General features: G+C 61.3%; 22 protein-coding genes and 3 tRNA genes. 13 read left to right on the top strand and 12 right to left on the bottom strand.

The window, feature by feature from the left end; translation table 11 throughout:
• Positions 1-44: 44 nt before the first annotated feature.
• Both AC2S2E_RS11715 and efp read right to left on the bottom strand, forming a co-directional pair.
• A complete protein-coding gene (locus tag AC2S2E_RS11715) occupies positions 45-881 on the bottom strand; it encodes an inositol monophosphatase family protein (RefSeq protein ID WP_476104056.1) in 837 nt (278 codons plus the stop codon).
• 2 nt (positions 882-883) lie between these two features.
• The gene (gene efp / locus AC2S2E_RS11710) at positions 884-1,447 is read right to left on the bottom strand and encodes an elongation factor P (RefSeq protein WP_168602661.1); all 564 of its coding nucleotides are present in this window, start codon (positions 1,445-1,447) and stop codon (positions 884-886) included.
• A gap of 15 nt (positions 1,448-1,462) precedes the next feature.
• Here efp and AC2S2E_RS11705 point away from each other — a divergent pair, with 15 nt between their 5' ends.
• Positions 1,463-1,903 carry a hypothetical protein gene (locus AC2S2E_RS11705; protein WP_486522452.1) on the top strand — a complete coding sequence of 147 codons (441 nt, stop codon included), beginning with the start codon at positions 1,463-1,465 and terminating at the stop codon, positions 1,901-1,903.
• Positions 1,904-1,912: 9 nt separating this feature from the next.
• Here the strand turns inward: AC2S2E_RS11705 and AC2S2E_RS11700 are convergent, their stop codons facing one another.
• The 6 genes from AC2S2E_RS11700 to tkt all read right to left on the bottom strand — a co-directional run bounded on the left by AC2S2E_RS11700 (position 1,913) and on the right by tkt (position 10,064).
• Complete coding sequence (locus tag AC2S2E_RS11700) at positions 1,913-3,895, bottom strand: OPT family oligopeptide transporter (RefSeq protein WP_486522451.1); 1,983 nt, start codon at positions 3,893-3,895, stop codon at positions 1,913-1,915.
• Between the two features lie 63 nt (positions 3,896-3,958).
• Positions 3,959-4,639 (bottom strand): thiamine phosphate synthase, encoded by a 681-nt coding sequence (gene thiE / locus AC2S2E_RS11695; RefSeq protein ID WP_476104062.1) that lies wholly within the window; start codon positions 4,637-4,639, stop codon positions 3,959-3,961.
• A gap of 79 nt (positions 4,640-4,718) precedes the next feature.
• Complete coding sequence (locus tag AC2S2E_RS11690) at positions 4,719-5,630, bottom strand: class I fructose-bisphosphate aldolase (RefSeq protein WP_476104066.1); 912 nt, start codon at positions 5,628-5,630, stop codon at positions 4,719-4,721.
• A gap of 141 nt (positions 5,631-5,771) precedes the next feature.
• A complete protein-coding gene (locus AC2S2E_RS11685) occupies positions 5,772-6,968 on the bottom strand; it encodes a phosphoglycerate kinase (protein ID WP_486522450.1) in 1,197 nt (398 codons plus the stop codon).
• Between the two features lie 100 nt (positions 6,969-7,068).
• The gene (gene gap / locus AC2S2E_RS11680; RefSeq protein ID WP_476104069.1) at positions 7,069-8,076 is read right to left on the bottom strand and encodes a type I glyceraldehyde-3-phosphate dehydrogenase; all 1,008 of its coding nucleotides are present in this window, start codon (positions 8,074-8,076) and stop codon (positions 7,069-7,071) included.
• Between the two features lie 14 nt (positions 8,077-8,090).
• Positions 8,091-10,064, bottom strand: coding sequence for a transketolase (gene tkt, locus AC2S2E_RS11675; RefSeq protein WP_486522449.1), 1,974 nt, complete (start codon positions 10,062-10,064; stop codon positions 8,091-8,093).
• Positions 10,065-10,259: 195 nt separating this feature from the next.
• Between tkt and AC2S2E_RS11670 the strand changes: the two genes are divergently transcribed.
• The 4 genes from AC2S2E_RS11670 (at position 10,260) to AC2S2E_RS11655 (ending at position 11,932) form a co-directional block, all read left to right on the top strand.
• Entirely contained in the window at positions 10,260-10,490 is a 231-nt protein-coding gene (locus AC2S2E_RS11670) for a hypothetical protein (protein WP_476104074.1), read from the top strand.
• Entirely contained in the window at positions 10,487-10,798 is a 312-nt protein-coding gene (locus AC2S2E_RS11665; RefSeq protein ID WP_476104076.1) for a cell division protein ZapA, read from the top strand. The genes AC2S2E_RS11670 and AC2S2E_RS11665 overlap by 4 nt, the downstream gene beginning before the upstream one ends.
• 343 nt (positions 10,799-11,141) lie before the next feature.
• Positions 11,142-11,717, top strand: a complete 576-nt coding sequence (locus AC2S2E_RS11660) for a 5-formyltetrahydrofolate cyclo-ligase (protein WP_486522448.1) — start codon at positions 11,142-11,144, stop codon at positions 11,715-11,717.
• A complete protein-coding gene (locus AC2S2E_RS11655) occupies positions 11,717-11,932 on the top strand; it encodes a DUF2842 domain-containing protein (RefSeq protein WP_476104081.1) in 216 nt (71 codons plus the stop codon). The genes AC2S2E_RS11660 and AC2S2E_RS11655 overlap by 1 nt, the downstream gene beginning before the upstream one ends.
• A 108-nt stretch (positions 11,933-12,040) precedes the next feature.
• Here AC2S2E_RS11655 and AC2S2E_RS11650 read toward each other — a convergent pair.
• From AC2S2E_RS11650 to thyA, 4 genes are all read right to left on the bottom strand, one after another.
• Positions 12,041-12,117: transfer RNA gene (locus AC2S2E_RS11650), tRNA-Asp, on the bottom strand.
• 34 nt (positions 12,118-12,151) lie between these two features.
• Positions 12,152-12,228 (bottom strand) — tRNA-Asp (locus tag AC2S2E_RS11645).
• 206 nt (positions 12,229-12,434) lie between these two features.
• Entirely contained in the window at positions 12,435-13,019 is a 585-nt protein-coding gene (locus AC2S2E_RS11640; RefSeq protein WP_486522447.1) for a YdeI/OmpD-associated family protein, read from the bottom strand.
• A gap of 9 nt (positions 13,020-13,028) precedes the next feature.
• Positions 13,029-13,973, bottom strand: coding sequence for a thymidylate synthase (thyA, locus tag AC2S2E_RS11635; protein ID WP_486522446.1), 945 nt, complete (start codon positions 13,971-13,973; stop codon positions 13,029-13,031).
• Positions 13,974-14,120: 147 nt separating this feature from the next.
• Here thyA and AC2S2E_RS11630 point away from each other — a divergent pair, with 147 nt between their 5' ends.
• From AC2S2E_RS11630 to AC2S2E_RS11595, 8 genes are all read left to right on the top strand, one after another.
• On the top strand, positions 14,121-14,447 hold the full coding sequence (locus tag AC2S2E_RS11630) for a hypothetical protein (RefSeq protein WP_486522445.1): 327 nt from the start codon (positions 14,121-14,123) through the stop codon (positions 14,445-14,447).
• Positions 14,444-15,976, top strand: coding sequence for a methyl-accepting chemotaxis protein (locus AC2S2E_RS11625; protein ID WP_476104090.1), 1,533 nt, complete (start codon positions 14,444-14,446; stop codon positions 15,974-15,976). Before AC2S2E_RS11630 ends, AC2S2E_RS11625 begins: the two co-directional genes overlap by 4 nt.
• A gap of 161 nt (positions 15,977-16,137) precedes the next feature.
• Positions 16,138-16,214: transfer RNA gene (locus AC2S2E_RS11620), tRNA-Pro, on the top strand.
• A 239-nt stretch (positions 16,215-16,453) separates the two neighbouring features.
• Entirely contained in the window at positions 16,454-18,142 is a 1,689-nt protein-coding gene (locus tag AC2S2E_RS11615; protein WP_486522444.1) for a putative bifunctional diguanylate cyclase/phosphodiesterase, read from the top strand.
• A 41-nt stretch (positions 18,143-18,183) separates the two neighbouring features.
• A complete protein-coding gene (gene dapF / locus AC2S2E_RS11610; protein ID WP_486522443.1) occupies positions 18,184-18,996 on the top strand; it encodes a diaminopimelate epimerase in 813 nt (270 codons plus the stop codon).
• On the top strand, positions 18,993-20,183 hold the full coding sequence (mtaB, locus tag AC2S2E_RS11605) for a tRNA (N(6)-L-threonylcarbamoyladenosine(37)-C(2))-methylthiotransferase MtaB (RefSeq protein ID WP_486522442.1): 1,191 nt from the start codon (positions 18,993-18,995) through the stop codon (positions 20,181-20,183). Before dapF ends, mtaB begins: the two co-directional genes overlap by 4 nt.
• Positions 20,180-21,109: a signal recognition particle-docking protein FtsY gene (gene ftsY, locus AC2S2E_RS11600; RefSeq protein WP_476104101.1), complete on the top strand. Its 930-nt coding sequence runs from the start codon at positions 20,180-20,182 to the stop codon at positions 21,107-21,109. Before mtaB ends, ftsY begins: the two co-directional genes overlap by 4 nt.
• A complete protein-coding gene (locus AC2S2E_RS11595) occupies positions 21,106-21,741 on the top strand; it encodes an inner membrane-spanning protein YciB (RefSeq protein WP_486522441.1) in 636 nt (211 codons plus the stop codon). Before ftsY ends, AC2S2E_RS11595 begins: the two co-directional genes overlap by 4 nt.
• Positions 21,742-21,963 lie beyond the last annotated feature (222 nt).

The following is a 21,963-nucleotide window of genomic DNA, read 5'->3' as shown; positions in this document are numbered from 1 at the left end:
TGGAGCCCGCCTAGCGATCCTTTCGCATCAGATCAATGGGTTTTTCACCCTTCCTTCAATGCACCCACAAGGATTTTGTGGAGACGCGAGTGAAGAGCGTCATTCCCGGCCAAAACTTCCTTGTCACAAACCGGCAGCGACTGGCCGCGATAGTTCGAAACAAAGCCGCCGGCTTCACGCACCAGAAGGCAACCGGCAGCCGTATCCCAAGGCTTCAGGTTCGATTCCCAGAAACCTTCGTAACGACCGGCCGCCACCCAGGCCAGATCGAGCGAAGCCGCGCCAAAGCGACGGATGCCCGCAACCTGCGGCGCCAGAGCGGCGTAAATTCTGGTCCATTCCAGCGGATCGCCATGGCCCGCAAAGGGGATGCCGGTCGAAATCAGGCTTTCGTCCAGATGGCGACGGCCCGACACGCGCAGACGGCGATCATGCAGCCATGCACCGCGCGTCTTTTCCGCCCAGAAGCTTTCATCCGTAATCGGCTGATAGATGATGCCCGCAATGACATCGCCCCAACCGTCACCCGCCGGCCCCTTGCCATCCAGCGCGGGTTCCTGCGCGGCGATGGAAATGGCGAAATGCGGAATGCCGTGCAGAAAGTTCGAAGTACCATCGAGTGGGTCGATGATCCAACGCGGACGGGTGGGATCGCCTTCGATCACACCGCCCTCTTCCATCACAAAGCCCCAGTCGGGACGGGCCGCGCGCAGCTCGTCATAGATGGTGCGTTCGCTCTGCTGGTCGGCGCGGCTGACAAAATCAGCCGTGCCCTTGCGGCTCACCTGAAGGTGCTCCACTTCACCAAAGTCGCGACGCAGGCGCTGCCCGGCTTTACGGGCGGCGCGCTCCATCACGCGGATCAGGCCGGAAATTGCCATACTCAGTCAGCCTTGCCCACATAGGTGCGTTCGTAAACGTTGACCACGATGCGCGTACCCGATGCGATATGGGGCGGCACCAGAATACGCACGCCATTGTCCAGAACGGCGGGCTTATAGCTGGACGAGGCGGTCTGGCCCTTCACCACGGCATCGGCTTCGACGATGGTGGCTTCGACCTGTTCGGGCAACTGAACGCTGATCGGGCGTTCATCATACATTTCGAGAACAGCCGTCATACCGTCCTGAAGGAAGGCAGCAGCATCGCCCAGAAGGTCGGAAGGCAGGTTGATCTGATCGTAGGTTTCAACATCCATGAACACCAGATCGTCGCCTTCGGCGTACAGGAACTGGAAATCCTTGGTGTCGAGACGAACTTTCTCCACCGTATCGGCGCTGCGGAAACGCACATTGGTCTTGCGCCCGTCGATCAGGTTCTTCATTTCGACCTGCATAAAGGCGCCACCCTTACCGGGCTGGGTATGCTGGGTCTTTGCGACCTTCCAGATACCGCCTTCATATTCGAGAATGTTGCCGGGGCGGATTTCGACGCCGCTGATCTTCATGGGGTTTGACCTTCGATGGAAAAGAGCAGGAATAAGTTTGGCGCAAAAGCGCAGTCGGGCGCCCTTAGCGGACGCAAGACCATATGGCAATCGTGCTGTGCATTGGGATTGGCCGGAATTGCGGTCTTTTCTGTCCCGGCACAGGCCGGTCCCGAAGGTCCGGCCTTTACCGTGCGTCGCGGCGAATATGCCTGCGAAATGCCCGGCACGGCTCTCACCTCGGCCGGACTGCGCCGCGCCGAGGAGGATTTCACCATCCGCCAAGGGTCCATCTACAGCACCAGCGAGGGCCGCGGATCCTATCTGGCGACGGGCGATGAAATCCGCATGACCACCGGACCCAAGCAAGGGCAAAAATTCCGCCGGGTCAGCGACAACTTTCTGCGCAAGCTGACCAGCGAAGGCAAGGAAACCGACATGCGTTGTATCCGCCGCGTGGCCAACAACCGCTATTGATCGGCGCCCTTAATCCTCCACCGGCCATTGCGTACGATGGGCCGCTGCGCGCTTGGTGCCAAGATAGAGCCAGGCAATGGCCGCAGCAAAGAGGACCATGCCCAGCGGCAAAGCCAGTTCGCCCGGCTCGATAATTTCGAGCGGGGTCGGGCTGTTGCGGGCGGCCGCTATCCCGGCGAACACCACGCCAAACAGGCTTTCGCCCGCAATCAGACCCGTCGCCGCCAGCACACCCAGTCGTTCTGCCACTTCTGCATTGCGGCTGTTTTTGGCCCAATTGTCATAGAACCGGCCAATGATCGCCCCCACCGGGATAAGGAGCGTCAAACCCATCGGCAGATAGATCCCCATGCCCAGCGCCAGCGGCGGCAAGGCACCCTTCTTGGTCGCGCGCAGCACTTCATCGATAATGACCGCCACCACGCCAATCCCGGCCCCAATGCCGATCAGGTTCCAGTCAAGGCTCCCGCCCAGAACGCCCTGCGCAATGGCCGAAATCAGTGCCGCCTGCGGGGCGGCAAGCGCTTCGGGGCCGGCATTGGCCGCGCCCTGAAAGCCAAAGGTCGTGTTGAGCAGGCTGAGCACCGGCGGGATCACCAGCGCGCCAAACAACACGCCCAAAGCCAGAGCAATCTGCTGACGCCACGGCGTCGCGCCGATCAGTTCGCCGGTTTTCAGGTCTTGCAGATTGTCGTTCGAAATGGTCGCCACGCCAAACACGATAGCGGTCACGAACAAGGCAAAAGCGACCAGCGCGCGCGTTGCCTCCGGCGCGATGTCCCGGCCAAAGATCGCCGCCAGAATCAGGGCGATGCCCAAAGCCGAAATGATGCCCGTGCCCGAAATTGGGCTGTTCGACGCACCGATCAGACCCGCCATATAGCCGCACACCGATGCAATCACGATGCCGATCAACAACACATAGAGCACCGTCAGGATCAGCACCGGAACAAAATGCTGCTCAATCGGCCCACCTGCGGCAAACCCGGCCAGCAATAGGCCGATGGGGATCATCGAAGCGGCAATTACCGCGCCGACCAGACCAATCGGCAAATCCTGCTCGGTCAGGGCAAGAGCCGCGCCCTCGCCCGATTTGCGCGCGCGCTGTGCGGCCAGAGCGCCGGTGATACCTTTCACAATCGGGCCAATCACGCGCAGCAACGTCCAGACCGCCGCCACGCCGATTGTGCCCGCGCCGATGAAGCGGACCTTGCTCTTGAACACGCCCGAAACGAAACCGGCCAATTCATGCGCAGCCGGTACGCCGCCCGCGGTATAATGCGGCACCAGCACGACCCAGCTGATCAACATACCGATCAGCATGGCAAGGCCGACGGTCAGGCCCACCAAATGGCCCACGCCGATCAAGGCAAGGCTGAAACTGGTCGAAACGCCCGAAGCACCTGCGCCGAAACGGAAAACACGCGAGGCTTCCTCGACCACAATGCCCATCTTGGCCAGCAGCGTGTAACCCACCGATACGCCCGAACCCAGCACGATGGCGGCCAGACCCTTGCGGTTCTCCTCCTCGCCGCCAACGCCCGCGCCGACCTTAAGCACCTCGGCCGCCGCCACGCCTTCGGGATAGGGCAGATCGCTGCCCGTCACCAAAGCCCGGCGCAGGGGCACCGAATACATCACCCCCAGAATGCCGCCGACGCCGATCACCGCCACCGATTGCCAATAGGGAAAGTCCACCCACCAACCGATCATGATTAGGCCCGGCAGCACGAAGATGATCGCGCTGAGCGTCCCTGCCGCACTGGCGATGGTCTGGACGATGTTGTTTTCCTGAATGGTGGCGCCCTTGAAATAGCGCAACACCGCCATCGAGATCACCGCCGCCGGGATCGATGTGGCAAAGGTCAGGCCGATCTTGAGGCCCAGATAGACATTGGCCGCCGTAAACACGATGGTGAGCAAAGCGCCCAGAACAACACCGCGTAAGGTCAATTCGCGCACATTTGCGCCATCAGGATTTGATTGGGTCATGCCCATGTTCTGACACGGCGGCGCCCCTTGGGAAAGAGGGCGCCGATATGCCCATCAACAACTTTATTGCGCAGCCAGGATAGCATCCATCAAGGCTTTGACATTTGCCGCCTCGTCCCCGTTCCACACAGCGCCGGAAATCGCCAGGAAATCGGCCCCAGCGCGCACCAGAGGCGCGGCGTTTTCGGCATTGATCCCGCCAATCGCCACACAGGGGATTTCAAACAGGCCCTGCCACCAGGTCAGCAGGTCCAGTTCGGCATAATGTTCAACCTCTTTGGTGGCGGTGGGGTAATAGGCGCCAAAGGCCACGTAATCGGCCCCCGCCTCACCGGCCTCCAGCGCCAGATGGCGGCTGTTGTGGCAGGTCACGCCGATTTGCGCGTCCTGTCCCAATTCCTGCCGCACCACTTTGACGCCGCCTTCGCGCTCCAGATCGTCCTGTCCCAGATGAACGCCATCAGCATTCAGGCGCTTGGCCAGCGTGAGCGAATCGTTGACGATGAAGGCGATCTCGCGCTCGGCGCAAATGGCCTGAAGCGGCGCGGCCAGTCGCGCGGCGGCATGATCGTCGATACCCTTTACGCGGAATTGGAAAGCGGCAATCCGGTGACGCCCCTTCAAACCGGCGTCCAGCGCGCGCGCCAGCCTTTCGGGAAAATCACCACCCACATCGGCGGGCGAGATCAGATAAAGCTGCGTGGGCGCGCGGGTGTGTTCGAAAGTCGGTGCTTCTTCAGTCATGCCCGCGCCCATACCGCATAAAAAACGCGGAGGCCAGTGTCGGCCCCCGCGTCTTTTGCTTCACCCTACGGGCTAAGGATTATTCCTTGCCTTTGTAGATGTTGATCAGCTTGCCCAGCATGGCGAGCGCTTCGTCGCGCGGGCGCTGGAACGTGTTGCGACCGATGATCGAGCCATTGCCGCCGCCGTCGCGAATGTCGCGCGCGTCCTGATAAACGGCATCGGCGCCCTTGGTGGCCCCGCCCGAAAAGATCACGATGCGGCGACCGTTAAAGCACGACTGCACCACATGCTTGACCCGGTCCGACTGCGCCGACCAGTCGGTGCCCTCATAGCAAGGCTTGGCTTCGGCCTGTTCGATGTGGTTGCTGGGCAGCTTCACCTTGATGATATGCGCGCCAACCAGCGCCGCGATATGCGCGGCATAAGCGCCCACGTCCAAGGCCAGTTCGCCGCTCTTGGGCAGCTTGCCGCCGCGCGGATAGGACCAGATCACCGTGGCAATGCCGACGCTGGCGGCTTCGTTGCGCAGTTCCTTGATCTCTTCGATCATCTCGAACACATCGTCCGAACCCGGATAGATCGTGAAACCGATGGCCGAGCAGCCCAGACGCAGCGCATCATCAACGCTGCCGGTCAGCGCCTGATTGGCCGCCGTGGCCCAGCTGTTCGAGCTGTTGACCTTGAGAATGGTCGGGATCTGGCCGGCAAACTTGTCGGCGCCCGCCTCCAGCATGCCCAGCGGCGCGGCATAGGCCGACAGGCCCGCGTCAATGGCCAGCTGATAGTGGTAGTGAGGATCATAGGCGTCCGGGTTCACCGAAAAGCTGCGCGCCGGGCCATGTTCAAAGCCCTGATCCACCGGCAGAATGATCATCTTGCCCGTGCCGCCCAGCTTGCCCTGATTGAGCATGCGATAGAGGTTGGCCTTAACGCCGGGATTGTCGGATTCGTAATTGCTGAGGATCTTCTGGACAACCTTGGTGGTCATGCGTGTTTCCCTGTTTGGTTAAGGCCTCTCTTGTTCATACCTATGCGCAAAATTTTGCATAGGTATGCACGACAGGCCGGAAATAACCCGCCCGGTGCTGCAATGCAACCGCTGCACTGCAAACCGGGCGGGTGAATTCGTTTAGATTTCGAGCGCCTTGACGCCCGGCAGTTCGCGGCCTTCCATCCATTCAAGGAAAGCGCCGCCTGCGGTCGAGATATAGGAGAAGTCCCCCGCCACCCCGGCGTGATGCAGCGCGGCCACGGTATCACCGCCGCCCGCCACCGAAACCAGCGAACCTTCCTTGGTCAGCGCCGCGGCAATGCGGGCCAAAGCCACGGTCGCCGCATCGAAAGGCACGGTTTCAAACGCGCCCATCGGCCCGTTCCACACCAGCGTCTTGCAGGTTTTCAGCGCATCGGCCAGCGCCTCAACCGCGCTGGGGCCAACGTCGAGGATCATCTCGTCGGCGGCCACTTCATGCACGTTGCAGGTGCGCAAGCTGGGCGGATTGGCGGCAAATTCCTTCGACACCACCACTTCATAGGGCAAATGCACGGTGCAACCGGCAGCATCGGCGGCCTCCATAATCTCCTCGGCAGTGCCGGTCAGATCGTGTTCGCAAAGGCTCTTGCCCACATCCACGCCGCGCGCGGCCAGGAAAGTGTTGGCCATGCCGCCGCCGATGATGAGGTGATCGACCTTGGTCACCAGATGCTTGAGCACATCGAGCTTGCTCGACACCTTGGCCCCGCCGACAACGGCGGCCACCGGCTTTTCCGGAGCGTCAAGCGCCTTGCCCAAAGCTTCGAGTTCGGCCTGCATCGAACGACCCGCATAGGCGGGCAGGACATGGGCCAGCCCCTCGGTGCTGGCATGGGCGCGATGCGCGGCTGAGAAAGCGTCATTGACGTAAAAATCGCCAACCTCGGCCATGGCCTTGACCAGTTCGGGGTCGTTCTTTTCCTCGCCCGGCCAAAAACGGGTGTTTTCCAGCAAGGCAATGTCGCCCGCGCCCAGAATCCCCACGGCCTGCTTGACCACATCGCCCGCAACTTCGGGCACGAACATGACTTCGCGGCCCAGCACCTTTTCCACTGCGCCCACGACCAGCGAGAGCGACTGATCCGGCACGCGGTTGCCCTTGGGACGGCCAAAATGCGCCAACAGCAGCACCTTGGCGCCCTTGTCGGCCAATTCCAGAATGGTCGGCGCCACGGCGCGCACGCGCGTGTCTTCCGTCACCGCGCCATCCTTCATCGGCAGATTGAAATCGACGCGCACCAGCGCGACCTTGCCGGTCACATCACCCAGATCGTCAAGCTTGCGAAAAGCCATCACTAACCCCCAATTCGGGACGCAGATCTAGCGCCCGATCGTAAACATATAGCTGAGAAACAAAGGGCGGAAAGGTTTCCCTTCCCGCCCCGGTGTTCCATCAGAGGAACTTGGCCATCGCGCCTGCCGTGTCCAGCATGCGGTTGGAGAAGCCCCATTCATTGTCGTACCAGCTCAGCACGCGCACCAGCTTGCCGTCGATGACAGCCGTTTCCAGCGCGTCGATGGTCGACGAATGCGGGTCGTGGTTGAAGTCGATCGAAACCAGCGGCTCTTCGGTATAGCCCAGCACGCCCTTGAGCGGACCTTCGGCAGCAGCCTTGAGCAGAGCGTTCACTTCCTCGATGGTCGTGTCGCGCTTGGGCTGGAACGTCAGGTCGACGACCGAAACATTCGGGGTCGGCACGCGGATCGACGAACCGTCCAGCTTGCCCTTCAGTTCGGGCAGCACTTCGCCCACGGCTACGGCAGCGCCGGTCGAGGTCGGGATCATGTTCAGAGCAGCGGCGCGGGCACGACGCGGATCCTTGTGGATCTGGTCCAGGATCTTCTGATCGTTGGTGTACGAGTGGATCGTGGTCATCAGGCCACGCTCGATACCGATCGATTCATGCAGAACCTTGGCGAAGGGCGCGAGGCAGTTGGTGGTGCACGAAGCGTTCGACACGATCAGATCGTCGGCGGTCAGCGTTTCGTGGTTCACGCCGAACACGACGGTCTTGTCGACCTTCTTGGCAGGCGCCGAGATCAGTACGCGCTTGGCGCCGGCGGCCAGGTGCTTGCCGGCCGAATCGCGGTCGACGAAGAAGCCGGTGCATTCCAGCGCGATGTCGATGCCATTGGCGGCATGCGGCAGGTTGGCCGGGTCCTTCTCGGCGGTCACCTGAACGCGCTTGCCGTTCAGGATCAGGTCGTTGCCGTCCACTTCGACGGTGCCCGAGAAAGTGCCGTGCACGCTGTCATGCTTGAAGAGGCGGGCATTAGCCTTGGCGTCGGCCAGATCGTTGATCGAAACCAGTTCGAGCCCGCAATCGGGGCGCTCCAGAATGGCGCGCGCGACATTGCGCCCGATGCGACCGAAACCGTTGATGGCAACCTTCACAGCCATGAGTATCCTCCTCGTTAGTTCTGGAGTGCCGCAAGAATTTGCGGCGCAATCTTTTCAGCCGTAAGACCGAAATAATCATAAAGTGCCGGGGCCGGAGCCGATGCGCCAAAGGTGTCGATACCAAAGCGCAGACCGTCAAGGCCCGTAATACGTTCCCAGCCAAAGGTCGTACCGGCCTCAATGCTGACCTTCAGCACATCGGCGGGCAGAACATCAGCCTTGTATGCCGCGTCCTGTTCAAGGAAACGGCTCATCGAGGGCATCGAAACCACATCGACGCCCACGCCTTGCGCTTCAAGCGCAGCGCGAACGCCAAAGGCGATCTCGACTTCCGAACCGGTCGCCACGATCACCACCTTACGCGCGGCTTCGGCCGCGACAAGGCGATAGGCACCCTTTGCCGTCAGGTTCGGACCCGACTTGCGAAGCTGCGGCAGGTTCTGACGGGTCAGAGCCAGCACGCTGGGGCGGCCTTCATTGGCGATCGCCAATTGCCATGCCTCGGCGGTTTCAATCACGTCGGCAGGGCGGAACACTTCCAGATTCGGAATCATGCGCATCGACATCACATGTTCGATCGGCTGATGGGTCGGACCGTCCTCGCCAAGGCCAATCGAATCGTGGGTCAGCACATAGACCACCTTGGCCTTCTGCAAAGCCGACATACGAATGGCATTGCGGCAATAATCCGAAAACACAAGGAAAGTGCCGCCATAGGGGATGATCCCGCCATGCAGCGCCATGCCGTTCATCGCCGCGGCCATGCCGAATTCGCGAATGCCGTAATAGACATAGCGGCCCGAATAATCCTGCGGACCAAAGGGCTTGGTCGACTTGGTGACCGTCAGGTTCGACCCGGTAAGGTCGGCCGAACCACCCACCATTTCAGGCACATGCGCGGTCAGCACTTCAAGCGCCATTTCGCTGGCCTTGCGCGTCGCAACCTTGGTGCAGCTTTCCAGCCATGCGTCGAACGTGGCCTGAACCTCGCTCTGATCGGGCAGTTCGCCGTTCATGCGGCGCAGCAGTTCGGCACCCTTGTCGCTCTTGGCCACGCGGTCGGCCCAATCCACCGCCGCCGTCTTGCCCAGAGCGCCGACATTGCGCCAGTCGGCCAGAACGTCAGCAGGCAGTTCAAACGCAGGCAGCGTCCAGTTCAGTTCAGCGCGAGCAGCCTCGATTTCAGCGGCGCCCAGCGGCGCACCATGGACCGAGTGACCACCCTGCTTGTTGGGCGCGCCCTTGCCAATGATCGTGCGGCAGGCAACGAGCGAGGGACGCGGATCGGCGACCGCTTCGGCAATCGCACGTTCGATGTCGGCGAAATCATGGCCGTCGCACGAAACCACGTGCCAGCCAGTTGCAGCATAACGCGCGCCCACGTCTTCGCTGGTCGACAGATCGGTGTCGCCGTCAATGGTGATGCGGTTGTCGTCCCACAGCACGACCAGACGGCCCAGCTTGAGGTGACCGGCAAGGCCGATGGCTTCATGGTTGATGCCTTCCATGATGCAGCCGTCGCCTGCGATCACGAAAGTCTTGTGGTCAACCAGATCGTCGCCAAACTGGGCGTTCAAATGACGCTCGGCAATGGCAAAGCCCACCGACATGGCAAGGCCCTGACCCAGCGGGCCAGTGGTACATTCCACACCCGGCAATTCGGTGTTTTCCGGGTGACCGGCGCAGACCGAGTGAAGCTGGCGGAACTTCTTGATGTCGTCCATCGTCGGACGTTCATAGCCGGTCAGGTGCAGCAGGCTGTAAATCAGCATCGAGCCGTGGCCCGCCGACAGGATGAAACGGTCACGATCGGGCCAGCGCGGCTGGGCCGGATCAAACTTCAGGAATTTCGAAAACAGGACCGTGGCGACGTCGGCCATGCCCATCGGCATGCCGGGGTGGCCCGAATTGGCAGCCTGAACCGCGTCCATCGAGAGCACACGGATGGCGTTGGCCATGTTTTGCAGGCGGGGGGCGGTAATGCTCATGATGCTTTCGAAAGCTCCGAATAGGTATGCATAGGCACATAGGCGTGCGATTCGCGCGGTCTCCATTGCGGATGGGTGGGGGCTGCGTCAACCTCTGCGCGACGCCAAAATGGCATCGAAATCGCCGCAACCGTTGTCATTTGGGTCCTTCTTGCCTTTGCAAGGGCAAAATTATTGCGCTACGCATGCAAATTGATGGCCACTAGCGAACATGAAACCTCATCGATGGACAGCGCCCTCGACCGGATCGAGGCGGCGTTGGACCGTATCGCCCGCGCGACCCAGCGCGCCAAAGAAGCACGGCTTGAGGCCGCAAACCAGACGGCCCAGCTTGAGGTGCGGCACGAAATCCTGCGTGAAAAGGTGGGCGACGCTTTGTTCACCCTCGATGGCCTGATCGCCAGAGCAGAGAAGGCGCAATCATGAGTCGAGTCGAATTGACCATCGGCGGCCGCGACTATGCGGTGGCCTGTGCGCCCGGCGAGGAAGACCACGTGCGCGTGTTGGGTGGGATTATCGAGGAAAAGATCGCCGCCCTGCCCGAGGCATCAAATCAGAGCGAGGTTCGGGCGATGCTTTTTGCCGCCCTGCTTTTGGCCGACGAAGTTCAGGAATTGCGCCAACAGGTGGAAATGGGCGTGCCCTGCGATACCGATCCTGCGCTGGCTCGGCGCCTTGGCGCGGTCGCGACAATCCTTGAACAATTGGCTGCTTCGGTCGAAACTCTGGCATAAGCCCTTTGGGGCTTGAGAAATCACCTGGTCGCGCCTACATTATGTCTCGACGGGTACTGCCCGGTGCGAGCCGCATGAAAATCCCTGAGGCTATAAGCAATCCTAGGGGGCTGTCCCTGCCACTGGCCCTGGCCTCTGGTACATGGTCCCCACCTGACGTCGAGGCGTCAGAGGATTTCCCGGCAACGGCCCATGGTGGTCCCGTCACCCTTTTCTTTGTTGGGTACGCCCAACGCCTACGCGTTGGGCTTGCTGTGCCGTCCCGCTCCCCCGGCCCAGCCACCCAGATTGTACTTAAGGTAGCCGCGCCGGGGGATCGGGACGGCACAGGCCGAAAGTGCAAATGTTGACCGACAAGAAATGCCTGCGCGCCCGTTTGCGTCGTTTGCGCCGCGAACATGTCAATGCCCTGCCTGCATCCATGTCGGCGCTGTTGTTCATGCGCCCGCCCGGCGCAGTGGCGGCTTTGGCGGGCGAAGGGACGACCATCGGCCTCTATCACGCCATTTCGGGTGAAGCGCCGACGCGGGCCTATGCCAAATGGTTTGCCGAAAATGGCCGGCGGATCGCCCTTCCTTGGTTTGCGGCCGTCGGTGCGCCGATGCAGTTTCGGGAATGGCGCGACCCGTATGAAGATGATGGATTGGAAACCGGCCCCTATGGCGCGTTGCAGCCAGCCGCCGACGCCGAAGAATTGTTTCCCGATGTCACCTTCGTCCCCTTGGTCGGCTTTACCGCGCAGGGCATGCGATTGGGCCAGGGTGGCGGACATTATGACCGCTGGCTGGCCGCCAATCCCGATGTCATGGCGCTGGGTCTGGCGTGGGATTGTCAAAAGGTGGACAGCCTGCCCACCGAACCGCATGATATGCCGCTGCGCGCGGTGGTGACCCCCACCCGCCTTTACGGAGACATTTGATGCGCAAAGAGCCGACTTGGCGAATTCCGGCAGGGTTGCTGCTGCTGCTGGCCGGATTGATGGTCTATGCCGGGCTTGTGGCGCGTTACGTCGCCCCGTGGATGGCCGGATGGCCTGCGCTGGGTCAGGTGCCGATATATGTCCTGCTGGGCGTGGTGTGGCTCCTGCCCTTGCGGCGGTTTCTGATCTGGATGGAGACCGGGCGCTGGGGTTGATGGCCCCACGCCATGAATTCGCGCATCGTGCCGACGACAGACGCAAAAAAGGCCCGATCCACTTGGGACCGGGCCTTTTTGAAACCATCCGAAAGAATGGACCCAAGGTGGCGCGAGTGACGGGGCTCGAACCCGCGACCTCCGGCGTGACAGGCCGGCACTCTAACCAACTGAGCTACACCCGCGCAATATGCTTGGGCCTCGCAAGGAACCATGAAGTGGCGCGAGTGACGGGGCTCGAACCCGCGACCTCCGGCGTGACAGGCCGGCACTCTAACCAACTGAGCTACACCCGCTCACTTCGATGTTTCCTTCGGGGCAGCGCCCCTTGGGTGACGCGGCCTCTAGATAACGAGGCGCACCCTGTCAACAGCCTTGCGCAAGCTTTTGCAGAAGCCCCGGATTTTCTGGGTTTTCGTCGGGTGAACGACCCCGTTTCCGTAACGCGAATCTGTTTCGGCGGCGTGACAATGTGATTTATCCACAGACAAAGCGCGTTAAATCAGCACTTTTCGTACTTCCAATGACGTTTTTTGCCCTGCGCCATCCATTCGACGGCCTGTTCTATGCGTTTGGTGCGGGTTGCGGCCTGTTTTGCCTCAACAATCCATTCCAGATAATCGCGTCGATGCGACGGGGCAAAGCCTTCAAACGTCATCCGTGCGGCCTGATTGCCATCCAAAGCCGTCAAAAGGTCGTCAGGAACAGCTATCTCGGCTTTGGGCGCCTTGGGCACCTTTGGCCCCTTCTGCTCGCTCAGCAACGCCTGCGCGGCCTGTGCCAGCCGTTCACGTAAGGTTTCCGGGTCGGGCAGGTCATCCATCGTGGCGATCTTGCCATAATCGCCCATGCCGTCGGTGCGCGCCGCGCCCTGTCGGCCCGATACGTGGATGATAAAGGCACAATGCGCCTTGAACGCGGCCATTCCGGCCAGATTTTTACCATTCAGCGTGAAATGGGGCATCGACCATTTGATCGCCTCGCCCAAACCCGGCACGGCGTCATGCACCATGGCGCGCAGATGGATCAGGATCGGCCGGGCAAATTCCGGGGCCGCCTCGATATAGGCATCGATTCGCTGATCCATCACATCTCCTTACACGGCGACAGGTGCCCCCAGCTTGCCTTGAGGCGCGTAACCCAGAACCGAGAAGTCCTCGATTCGATAATCAAAGATCGTGTCGGGCTGGCGCGTGATCGACAATCGCGGATCGCCCGAAGGCGCGCGCTTCAACTGTTCCTCCACCAGATCGCCGTGGTTGAGATAGAGATGCACATCGCCCCCCATCCACACCAGTTCGCCCGGCTCCAGCCCACATTGCGCCGCCAACAAACGCGTAAAGAGCGCCGCGCCCCACAGGTTGAACGGCACGCCCAGCGCCAAATCCGCGCTGCGTTGATAAAGGATGCCCGACAGGCGCCCGTCGGCCACATGGAACTGATAGGTCTTGTGACAGGGCGGCAGCGCCATCGCATCGACCTCGGCCACGTTCCAGCCTTCGACAATATGGCGGCGGCTGCCCGGATTGGTTTTGAGCGCATGGACCAGATCGGCCACCTGATTGATCCCCTGCCCCAGACGATACAGGCCATCGCCCACCGGCTGATAGGTCGGCCAATTGACCCATTGCTTGCCATAGACCGGACCAAGGTCGCCCCAGCGGGCAGCAAATTCCGCGTCAGCCACGATGCGGGCGGAAAAATCCTCGCGCGAAATCTGATCGCCCGTTTCGCGGCGGTAAAGCGCCAGCGGCCAATCGGTCCAGATCTCCACCCCCTGCGCACAGAGCGCACGGATATTGGTGTCACCCGTCAGGAACCACAGGAATTCGCGAGTCGCCGTTTTCCAGAACACCCGCTTGGTCGTGACCAGAGGCATACGGCCATCCGAAAGATCACACCGAATCGTCGCACCGAACAAGGATCGTGTGCCAATGCCGGTACGGTCGCGCCGCTCGTCACCATTTTCCCAAATCTGGCGCATCAGATCGAGATATTGCCATTCCCAATGGCGGCTGCGTTCGGGGCTGTTGGTTTGCATGGGCACCATCTAACGCCGCTTGTTTCATTTCGCCACCGGCAAAAGCCATGGGCCGCATAGGGGCATTTGCGGAAAGGCGCATCGCGAATTGCCAAAGTCTGTGCGGTAAAACGGGCAAATATTCCCCACCTACAGGGTCGCCCTTCGTTGAAATCCGTTAGTCCTCCTTACCGAAAACTGGCCATCGCACAGATGGTATTGGCATTCGTGCTGATGCCGCTGATCGCGCTTTGGCCACGCGCGGGCATGGCAGTGCTGATCCTGCCTCTGCCGGGTGGGGGAAATAGCGCCAGGATATGGGCAAAGCATCAGGGTCTTCCCCTGATCGGTCGCGGCATCGCCAAAGACAGCCTGCTGATGATCGGTCGCCCGCAATTCACCCCTTTTTCCGCTTTGAGTGCAGGGGCACTGATTATCGCCGCTCCGGCATCTCTATGCCAGTCAACCGATCCATACGTTAAGGACAAGCCATGAATGAAATCGTCAAACTGCGTCAGGTGGGGATGAAATCCCTGGTCGGCGTATGCTGGCTAGTCACCATTCTGGTGCTGGCGGGCAGTTTGATCGCCGGTTCGGGATTTACGCCGGTGCTGCTGGCGCTGGCGCTGGTTGCTGTGCCCACCATGCTGATGTTTTCCGGCAAGGATGACGCCGTGGCCCGCGTCGCCATTGGCGCCACCCTGCCTCTGTTCAGCGCGGTCATGCTGTATCAATGGAGCGGCAGCGCATGGCAGGTTGACCTGCACATGACGTTCTTTGCCTTGATTGCGATGCTGCCGTTGCTGGTCGACTGGCGCCCGATTGTGGCCGCAACGGTGGTGACCGCCCTGCACCATCTGCTGCTCAGCTATATTGCCCCCTCACTGGTCTTTGGCGCGCAGGGAGATCTGTTCCGCGTGATATTGCATGCCGTCATCCTGCTGTTGGAATCCGGCGTCCTGATCGGGCTGGTCCATAAACTGTCGCAGGTGATGCTGGAACAGCAAGCCGCGCAGGAGGAAAAGGAGCGCGTCACACTGGCCGCCGAACGCGAACGTGAAAGCGTCGAGGCCGAACGCCGTGAAGTGGTCGATGAGATCGGCAATGCGATGCGCGCTCTGGCCCGCGGCGATCTGACCCATCGCCTCAACCGCCGCTTCCCGGCCCAATTCGAGGAATTGCGCGAAGACTTCAATCGGTCGGTCGCCGATCTGGCCGCGCTGGTGCATCAGGTGACCAAAGCGTCGAACGTCATTCAGGCCGGCTCGGTCGAGATCCGCAGCGCCAGCAATGATCTGGCCATCCGCACTGAACAACAGGCCGCCCGCGTCGAACAGGCCGGATCAACCATGAACCGATTGGTCGACGCCGCCCGCGATACTGCCCACAGCGCCGCCTCGGTCAATGCCGCGCTGGATCAGGCCCAGCAAAGCGCCAATGACGGACAGCAAGTCGTCAGCCGCGCCATGGCCACCATGGAACTGGTCGAAAAATCAGCGCAGGAGATTCGCCAGATCATCACGCTGATCGACGGCATCGCGTTTCAGACCAACCTTCTGGCCCTGAACGCCGGCGTCGAGGCCGCGCGCGCGGGCGATGCGGGCAAAGGCTTTGCCGTTGTGGCCAACGAAGTGCGCGCCCTTGCCCAGCGCAGCGCGGATGCAGCCAATGGCATCAAGCAATTGATCGACACATCCACCCATCAGGTATCCGAAGGCGTGGCGCAGGTGCTTCAGACCGGCGAAGCGCTGCAAGGCATCATCGGCCAGATCAGCCAGATCGCGCAGGCCGTGGGCAATATTGCCGACGCCGCCCAGAGCAACGCCGAAGATCTGGAACAGGTCAGCGACACATTCCGCATCCTTGACCAATCCACCCAGCAAAACGCCGCCATGGTCGAGGAAAGCAATGCCGCGCTTCAGGCGCTGTCGGGGGAAACCAATGTGCTGATCCATGCCGTCGGACGTTTTTCCAGTGACCAGTCAGGGGCCGATTCTCGCGGGCGCTATGGCATGGCGGCCTGATTGCCACCTGTGGAAAACTATGAAATGCCTAGATTTCTGCGGTTTTTGAAAAAAATGCAGGGCTTTTTGAAAAAACTTGTCACTTGCCGCTTGCCAACCTGAATACCCCCCTATATAGGCGCGCTCCTGCCCAGCGGCGCTCTTCGGAAAGCCGCTCCGGTCGGGGAATAGCTCAGCCTGGTAGAGCACTGTCTTCGGGAGGCAGGGGCCGGAGGTTCGAATCCTCTTTCCCCGACCATTTTACCTCTTTTATGAGGTTCAGGATAAGGCGGCCTTCGGGTCGCCTTTTTCTTTGCCCGCGATGCCCGTGCCCCATCGACGCCTGCGTCCCATCAACGTCTGGGCCCCATCGAAAACGCGCGCACCGACATTTGCACAATGCAACGCGATGGCGCCCCGCTAAAAATTCTTAACACAAATTTTAGAACCTTCTCTTAGGTTTCATCCAATTTCGTGCTTTAGGGGCCAATTATATCCATGTCCGGCAGCGCCAAAATTAACCGGCCAAATCCCGATCAAGGCGCGCAGCCAAAGCGGTCCGCGCGCGGTGATTTGCTGGCCTTGGCCATTGCGGTGACGGCCACATGCATGGTTGCGGCCACCGGCGGCGAGGCGCTGTCCCAGGTCTGGTACAAATTCAGCGGCATCGGCCTTGGCCCCAACCAGCTTTTGACCAACGCCCTGTTGCTTAACATTGCGCTCGTGATCTTTGGCTGGCGCCGGTACGAAGACGTCCATGCCGAGGTCGTGGCGCGGCGCAATGCCGAAGATCTGGCGCGTCAGATGGAACAGACCGACACCCTGACCGGATGCCTTAACCGCCACTCTTTTGCCCCGCGTGCGGACCAATTGCTGGCCGCGTTGCGCGAACGTGGTGAAACGGCGGCGCTGGTCATGCTCGACATTCACGACTTCAAACACATCAATGACAAGATCGGCAGCGATGGCGGCGACCGGTTGCTGGCCGACACCGCGCGGCGGATCGAAGCGCTGCTGCCGCCCGATGCGCTGCTGGCGCGACTTGGCGGCGATGAATTTGCCTGCGTCATCCCCTATATCGCGGGCCATCCCGAACGCGTGACCCATATTGCCGAAGCCATGATCGCAACCATGGACCGCAAATTGGAAAATCACCGCTTGAGCGCCAGTGTGGGCATGGCCAATGGCGACCGCCAGAACCGCATGGGCAACGCCCCCATCGACGCCAATGGCCTGCTCCATCTGGCCGAGGTCGCCTTGCTCCACGCCAAGAAACTCGACCGCCCGGTGCCGGTCTGGTTTGAGGAATCGCTGGAAACCGAGTTGCGTTATCGTTGCGAAATGGAAATCGCGATCCGCGACGCCATCCCGCTTGGCGAATTCGTGCCCTATTATGAAAAGCAGGTCGATCTGGCCTCGGGCGAAGTGCTGGGCTTTGAAATGCTGGCGCGCTGGCATTCGCCGACGTTTGGATTGGTCGGACCGGATGTGTTCATCCCGATTGCCGAAGAAATCGGCGTCATTGGCGAATTGTCCGAATCGCTGATCCGTCAGGCATTGCGCGATGCCCGCGAATGGGATCCGCGCCTGACCCTGTCGGTCAATGTTTCGCCATTGCAATTGCGCGATCCGTGGTTTGCCCAGAAACTGCTCAAACTGCTGGTCGAGGCGCAATTCCCGCCCCAGCGCCTTGAGGTGGAAATCACCGAAACCAGCCTGCATCAGAATATCGCCGTGGTGCAGTCGCTGGTCACATCGCTGCGCAATCAGGGCATCACGATCAGCCTTGATGACTTCGGCACCGGCTATTCCTCCTTTGCCCAATTGCGCAAACTGCCCTTCGACCGGATCAAGATCGACCGCAGCTTCGTTCTGGCCATGCAGGATGATCCCGACAGCCGCACGATTGTCGAAACCATCGCCTTGCTGGGCAAAGGCCTTGGCCTGAACATCACGGCCGAGGGTGTCGAATCAACGGAATTGCTGACCCAACTGCAATCTTTGGGCAGCTTCAAGGGTCAGGGCTATCTCTATGGCAAGCCCCAGCCCGCCGAGGCCACACGCGCCTTTCTGGCCGAGCATGACATGCTGGTGCCCAATACCGACGAACTCTCTCTGGCCAGCAGCCGTCAGGAAGCATCCAAAACCGACGCCAAAGCGCCGCAAGAGTGGCGCCGCACCGCCTAAAAGGGTGGACCTGAGCCGCCAACAGGCATAGAGCGCCCGCCATGCGCATAGGTTTTGTCAAGATGCACGGGCTGGGCAATGATTTCGTCGTCCTTGATGGGCGCAGCGAAGCCTTACCTGAAATCACCACCACGCTGGCCGCGGCATTGGCCAATCGCCACACCGGGATCGGTTGCGACCAACTAGTCGTGCTGGACGGGTCGCAGGTGGCGGATTTCCGCATGCGCTTTTTCAATGCCGACGGCAGCGAAAGCGGCGCCTGCGGCAATGCCAGTCGCGCGGTCGGCCTGTTGCATGGGCGGCCTGCGCAGATTGAAACGCTTGGCGGCATTTTGACCACCGAACCGACAGAGGCCGGGATCAGCGTCGATATGGGCGTGCCCCGCTTTGACTGGGACGCCATTCCGCTGGGCTTTGCGATGGATACGCTGACCATGCCGGTGGGCTGGGAAGATTTGCAGGACCCGACTGCGGTCAATGTCGGCAACCCGCATGTCATCTTTTTCACGCCCGACGCCGATGCCGTCGATCTGGCACGGATCGGGCCGATCATCGAACATGACCCGCTGTTCCCGCAGCGCGTGAACGTCAATGTCGCCACGATCACCTCGCGCAGCGCCATCCGCCTGCGCGTGTGGGAGCGTGGGTCGGGCATCACGCTGGCCTGCGGCACGGGCGCCTGCGCGACGGCGATCGGCGCAATGCGGCGTGGATTGGTGGACCGCCGCGTCGAAGTCACCCTTCCCGGTGGCCGCCTGATCATCGAATGGAATGCCGATGGGCGCATCATCATGACCGGCCCGGCCACCGAAGCCTTTCGCGGCAGTTTTGAGCTTTCCGATTTCCCTGCATGAGCGCGAAAGCCACCTCTGGCGTTGAGGTCGTCTCTTTGGGCTGCCGGATGAATCTGGCCGAGAGCGAGCGCATGCAGGCGATGCTGGCGCAGGAAGGTGATCTGGTGGTCATCAATTCCTGCGCCGTGACGGCAGAGGCTTTGCGACAGACGCGACAGGCGATCCGCCGTGCGCGCCGCAATCGGCCCGATGCGCGGCTGTTGGTCACGGGATGCGCCGCCGAGATCGAACGCGAGGCCATCGCCGCCATGCCCGAGGTCGATGGATTGATCGCCAATGCGGAAAAGCTGGATGCGCGGGCGTGGAATGTGCCCGATCTGGCCCCTGTGGCGGCGCGGTCGGTGGGGCATACGCGGGCCTTTGTCGCGGTCCAGAACGGCTGCGATCACGCCTGCACCTTTTGCATCATCCCGCAGGGGCGCGGCCCTTCGCGTTCACGGCTGATGGCCGATGTGGTGGCCGAGGTTCGCGAACATGTCGCGGGCGGCGTGGGCGAGGTCGTGCTGACCGGGGTTGATCTTACCAGTTGGGGGCAGGATTTCGGGCTGCGGCTGGGCGCTTTGGTCGCGGCAATTTTGCGTGATGTGCCGGAGCTTTCGCGCCTTCGCCTGTCTTCGGTCGATGGCGTAGAAATTGACGATGAACTCTTCGACCTGCTGGCGGGCGAGGCGCGGCTGATGCCGCACCTTCACCTCTCGTTGCAGCATGGCGATGATCTGATCCTGAAACGTATGCGGCGGCGCCACAGCCGGGCTGATGCGGTGGATCTGGTTTCGCGCCTGAAATCCTTGCGCCCCGATATGGCCATCGGCGCCGACATCATCGCCGGCTTCCCGACCGAGGACGAGGCCGCCCATCAGGCCAATCTTTCGATCATTGCCGAACTTGCCATCGTTCACGGCCACATCTTTCCCTATTCCCCCCGCCCCGGCACGCCCGCTGCGCGTATGCCGCAGGTTGACCGACAGGTTGTGTTGGCCCGTGCCGCCGCTCTGCGCGAAGCCGTCGCGGCCCAGCGCAGCGCATGGCAGGAAAGCCTGATCGGACGCCCCCAGACCATTCTGGTTGAGCGCGATGGCACAGGTCATGCAGAAAATTTTGCGTCCATTGCGGCGCCCAAAGGCGCCCAACGCGGCGCCATCATCACCATCACACCCACACGTTTGCTTGAAGGAATGCTGGCATGAGTGCCGATAGCTGGTCTGACCGTCTGCTGGGCGGTTTTGCCAAAACGACCGACCGGTTGACGGGCAATCTTGCCGGATTGCTGGGCGGGGCCGCGCGCCTGACCGATGATCAGCTCGATGATCTGGAAGACGCGCTGATCCTGTCCGACCTGGGCCCGCGTGCGGCGGCGCGCATCCGCGAACGCCTTGCCTCGACCCGGTTTGAAAATGGCGTTGATGAAACCGCCATCCGTTCCGCCGTGGCCGAGGAAATCGCCGCGATCCTGCGCCCTGTGGCCAAGCCTTTGGACGTGACCGCATTCCCGCGCCCGCATGTCGTGCTGGTCATCGGCGTCAACGGCAGCGGCAAGACCACGACCATCGCCAAACTGGCCCATCTGTTTCAGGAACAGGATTATGCGGTCATGCTGGCGGCGGGCGATACGTTCCGCGCGGCGGCCATCGGCCAGCTTGGCGTCTGGGCCGACCGGATCGGCATCCCGATCATCAAGGGGCCGGAAGGCGGCGATCCGGCCAGCGTGGTGTTTGACGCGGTCAAGGCCGCGACCGACAAGGGCACGGACGCATTGATCGTGGACACCGCCGGGCGCTTGCAGAACAAGCGCGAGTTGATGGACGAATTGGCCAAGATCCGGCGCGTTCTGGGCCGATTGAACCCGGCCGCGCCGCATGATGTCGTGCTGGTGCTGGACGCCACCAATGGCCAGAACGCTTTGGCCCAGATTGAGGTTTTCCGAGAAGTGGCGGGCGTGACAGGGCTGGTGATGACCAAGCTGGACGGGACGGCGCGCGGCGGCGTTCTGGTCGCGGCGGCTGAACAATATGGCCTGCCCATTCACGCGATCGGCGTGGGCGAGACGATTGACGACCTGCGTCCGTTTGACCCTGATCTGGTAGCGCGTGTCATTGCCGGGGTTGCGGCATGAGCGCGACGAAGAAGAAATCTGGCTGGCTCAATATCGTCATCGATTACGGGCCGATGCTGGCCTTTTTCCTGGCGTATCGCGCATGGCGTCCGGCGGGCGGCGATGCGGGGATCGGTGATGTCGTGGCGATCACCAAGAGCACAGTCGTGTTTATCGCGGCAACGATTCTGGCGCTGATCGTGTCCAAATGGCGACTTGGGCGTATTGGGCCGATGCTTTGGCTTTCCTCTGGTCTTGTCGTGTTTTTTGGCGGGCTGACCATCCTGCTGCATGACGCGACATGGGTTCAGATCAAGCCAACGGCAATCTATCTGGCCAGTGGCCTTGCGTTGCTGATCGGGATGATGCGCGGCCATGCTTTGCTCAAAATCCTGCTCGAAGACGCCTTTGCGGGCCTGTCGGACGAAGGTTGGATGAAACTGTCGCGCAATTGGGGTTGGTTCTTCCTGCTCCTCGCGGTGCTGAATGAGGGGCTGCGCCATTTCTACAATCAGGCGAACCACAATTTCGACACTTGGCTCGCAATGAAGATTTGGCTGTTCATGCCGCTGTCCTTCCTCTTCACGTTTGCCCAGATGCCGATGTTGTTGAAGCATGGGTTGGGGGCAGAGGAAGGTTCAGAAGAAGATTGAAATGCGAGGGACTCGTCCCTCGCGCACCCATTACTGTCTGCCTTGGCGCTATGGGTTCGGCGTTTTGTGTCGGGCGCGGCGTTGAAATATGAAAGCCTGCGGCGCCCGTTCATAGCGCCGCAGGCATTTTCATAAAAATGGCCTCAAAGCACAAGGCGTCAAGACCATCCCAAACCCGGTAATGGGGGTGCAGGGGGACAAGTCCCCCTGCAAAAATCAATC

The sequence above is a fragment of the Novosphingobium sp. 550D genome (assembly GCF_057401885.1).
This window is presented reverse-complemented; position numbering and strand designations above follow the sequence as displayed.